The 3,098-nt window shown below is 58.3% G+C and carries 5 protein-coding genes; 4 read left to right on the top strand and 1 reads right to left on the bottom strand.

Annotated features, from left to right (window positions below):
- From ACMNI9_RS00025 to ACMNI9_RS00010, 4 genes are all read left to right on the top strand, one after another.
- Positions 1-248 (top strand): hypothetical protein (locus ACMNI9_RS00025; RefSeq protein ID WP_418830126.1); only part of this gene is annotated, 248 nt, incomplete at its 5' end.
- A gap of 15 nt (positions 249-263) precedes the next feature.
- Positions 264-2,231, top strand: coding sequence for a DEAD/DEAH box helicase (locus ACMNI9_RS00020; protein ID WP_418830124.1), 1,968 nt, complete (start codon positions 264-266; stop codon positions 2,229-2,231).
- An 11-nt stretch (positions 2,232-2,242) separates the two neighbouring features.
- Positions 2,243-2,569: a DUF2726 domain-containing protein gene (locus tag ACMNI9_RS00015; RefSeq protein ID WP_418830121.1), complete on the top strand. Its 327-nt coding sequence runs from the start codon at positions 2,243-2,245 to the stop codon at positions 2,567-2,569.
- Between the two features lie 6 nt (positions 2,570-2,575).
- Positions 2,576-2,710 carry a hypothetical protein gene (locus ACMNI9_RS00010; RefSeq protein ID WP_418830118.1) on the top strand — a complete coding sequence of 45 codons (135 nt, stop codon included), beginning with the start codon at positions 2,576-2,578 and terminating at the stop codon, positions 2,708-2,710.
- 105 nt (positions 2,711-2,815) lie between these two features.
- Here the strand turns inward: ACMNI9_RS00010 and ACMNI9_RS00005 are convergent.
- Positions 2,816-3,098, bottom strand: a 283-nt coding sequence (locus ACMNI9_RS00005) for an iron-sulfur cluster assembly scaffold protein (RefSeq protein ID WP_418830116.1), incomplete at its 5' end; no start/stop codon positions are given.

Here is a 3,098-nt window from a genome sequence, read left to right as displayed (position 1 = left end):
CCCGACCATGCACCAACCCGCATAGCAACTCGGGTGCAATTCGCTACCGCAAAATGATATTGTCGCCCGAAACGGACGGAATCGAGCCGAAAACCGTCCGTTTCGGGCGACAATATCTTGAAATGCCGCGTTACGGCTCCGCGGTTCGCGACTCTCCCAGACATCTGGTTCGTCCATTGCGCGCTAACGTGCAATGGCAATGTTTTTTGTTGCTATTTGATATTAGCAACAAAAAACATTGGTACTAGTAAAAGCAATATATCTTGCTGCTATATTTTCATTGCGGATGCTATGCGCTGTGCATGGCGTTTTTCGTTTCCGTAACGCTTCCGCTTGACGGTATCGTCCTTGCTTGGCTCATCTTGTCGATATCTCATGCGCTCATAGATTTCGGCAAGGCTCGACTCGAGAAGCGAATCGGCTCGTCGCTGGCCGTTTTCGGCGTCGATCAGGCGTTGTGCATATTATTGTGCGCAGTGGTGGTCGCGGCGTTCTGCGATGGCTCGCCGATGATCGGGATCGTTGGGGTTCTCGCCGGCGTCATGGGCCCGACATCCGCCGCGATGGTTTTGTCGACGGGCTTGGTGCTGTTGATCGTCTGGTGTCCGGCGGCGATTCTCGTCCGCCTCCTATTCGGGGCGGTGAGGCTTGAAGGTGCAAGACTTATCGCCGAGGTGAGAGAGCTGGTGAGCGGATTGGGGCGAGCTCTCGAAGATCGTGGGCGCCTCGCCGAAATCGAGGCATCGATAATCGCGTACGAAAGAGAATATGAGTACTTCAAGGACTATGCGGAGAGCCTTGGCAAGGGGGCAGTCGAGCCTCATGATCCGCGCTTCGGACGGACTTCACGAAACATCTTGCGTTTTTGGGTGCGGGAAGGTCGACGCGTCGAGGAGGGCCGCTCCGTTGGTTTTCTGTACCGCGCCTACGTCAGGGCCTTCTTCGGCGGGTTCTACCTCGATGCGATCGAGCGCGATGACTTCCTCGTTGTGCCTTTGCTGCAAGACGCGTTCTATCGGGCGAAACTCAGAGAGTTGAGGGACGAGGCTCGCCTCCTAAAGGAAAGGTCGTACGACTTCGAGGCGAACATGGCGACTATCGAGGAGAAGTCCATGCGGGCGTTCAAAGCCCAGCTTGCAAAGCGTTACTCGCCGAATCGGGATCGTAGGACGTTCGAGCTAAGGAGCTTGCGGAGCGGATCGGCGGCGTTCGCGGAAGAGTATCCGGTGGTGTTGAGCACCACGCATTCGATCACGACTTCCCTCGGTCCAGGCTTCAGGTACGACAGCGTTCTCATGGACGAGGCTTCCCAGATAAGCGTGGCGGCTGGAGCTTTGGCTTTCGCATGCGCTAAAAACGTGGTCGTTGTCGGCGATCATAAGCAGCTTGCCAATGTGGTGAAGAGGGAGCGCGCGGACGAAACCGACCGTATTGCCGATAAATATCGCGTCCCGGATTGCTACCGCTATGCGAAGCATAGCATGCTCACGTCGGTTCTCGGCCTTTGGCCTGCATTGGAACCGACTTTGCTCAAAGAGCACTATCGCTGTCATCCTCGAATTATCGGCTTCTGCAACAAGATGTACTACGACGACGATCTTGTCATTATGACGAAGGACGAGGGCGAGCGGGACGTGCTCTCCTTCCATCGCACCGTGCCGGGCAACCACGAGCGAGGGCGCAGGAACATGCGCCAAGTCTCTGTGGTGTGCGACGAGATCATTCCCGAGCTGGTCGATTCGGAGATTCGGGACATCGGCGTGATCGCGCCGTTCAACCCCCAGGTGTGCGAGCTGAAAAAGGCGGTCCCCGAAGGCGTTTCCGTGGCGACGGTTCATAAGTTCCAAGGACGCGAGAACGACGCCATCATACTCTCCACTGTCGAAAACAACATTGGAGCCTTCGTCGGCGACCCCAAATGGTCAACGTCGCGGTTTCTCGTGCGGTCAAGAAACTTTGCGTCGTCGCGTCGCAGAATCCTCGCGGACGTAAGGACAACGACATCGAGGAGCTTGCACGCTATATCGAGTACAACGGGTTCAAAATCGTCCAGAGCAACATCAGGTCCGTGTTCGACCTGCTGTACAAGGAATACGCCGAAGAGCGAGCGAGGTATTTGGGCAAGTATCCGCGTGTCTCCCGCTACGATTCCGAGAACCTCATGGCGACGGCTTTGGAGGATATGCTCGCAACGGGTCGTTTCGCGCGGGTGTTGTTCCGGTGCCATGTAGGATTGTCCACGTTGGTAGGCGAGGGCATCTCCCTTTCGCCGCTCGAGGAGAGGTACGTGAGGGATCCGCGCACGCACGTGGATTTCCTCTTCTTCCGCGAGATGAACAAGCGTCCTTTGTTGGCCGTCGAGGTCGATGCCTGGCGATTCCACAAGGAAGGTACAAAGCAGTACAAACGGGATCGGATGAAGGATGCGATTCTCAAGCGGTGCGGACTCCCGCTGCTCAGGTTGCCAACCGACAGCAGGGATAGGGAGCGCGACGTAGGCGAAATCGAGAGGATGCTGGAGCGCTGCCTGGCGGAGCGTGATGACGAAATCGGAGAGGGTGCTGTGTAGAGTCGGTTGTGGCTTCACGCTGGCGGCGCCAATAACGGCGCGTTCGGTCTCCGCGACTATCATCCTGGCTACTATGCGGCGTTCGTCTACGACCTCGAGGGCAACAACATCGAGGCTGTGCTCCACGACTATGCCGAGTAGCGGCATGAAAGGGGCGCCCCCGTCTGACGGAGGCGCCCCTTCTTTGCCAAAAGCATCCGCACGACCCGTGCAGTGGTGGAACGAGTGCGCGCTGTCGTTCCGACGTCACTGCGCCTTGCGTCCTGCCTCCGTTTCCTGCTCGAGCAGCTTCTCCAGCGTGCGCCAGGCAAGTTCGGCGCACTTGACGCGGGCGGGCATGCGGGCGATGGACTCGAGCTCGGCGGCCTCGTCGAGGTCGGCGCGCTCTTCGTCGGTGAGCGGGCGACCCTTGATCATGTCCAGGTAGAGGCTGGAAAGGCGCTGCGCTTCGGCGATGGTTTCGCCGGTGATCAGGTCGGCCATCATGTCGGCTGCCGCCTGGCTCACGGCGCAGCCGTGGCCGGTGAAG

Origin of the sequence: Paraeggerthella sp. (assembly GCF_048427265.1) — a bacterium.
In the GTDB taxonomy this organism is placed as follows: Bacteria; Actinomycetota; Coriobacteriia; order Coriobacteriales; family Eggerthellaceae; genus Paraeggerthella; species Paraeggerthella hominis.
The sequence above is the reverse complement of the archived record's forward strand: the minus strand, read 5'-3'. Positions and strand labels throughout refer to the sequence as shown.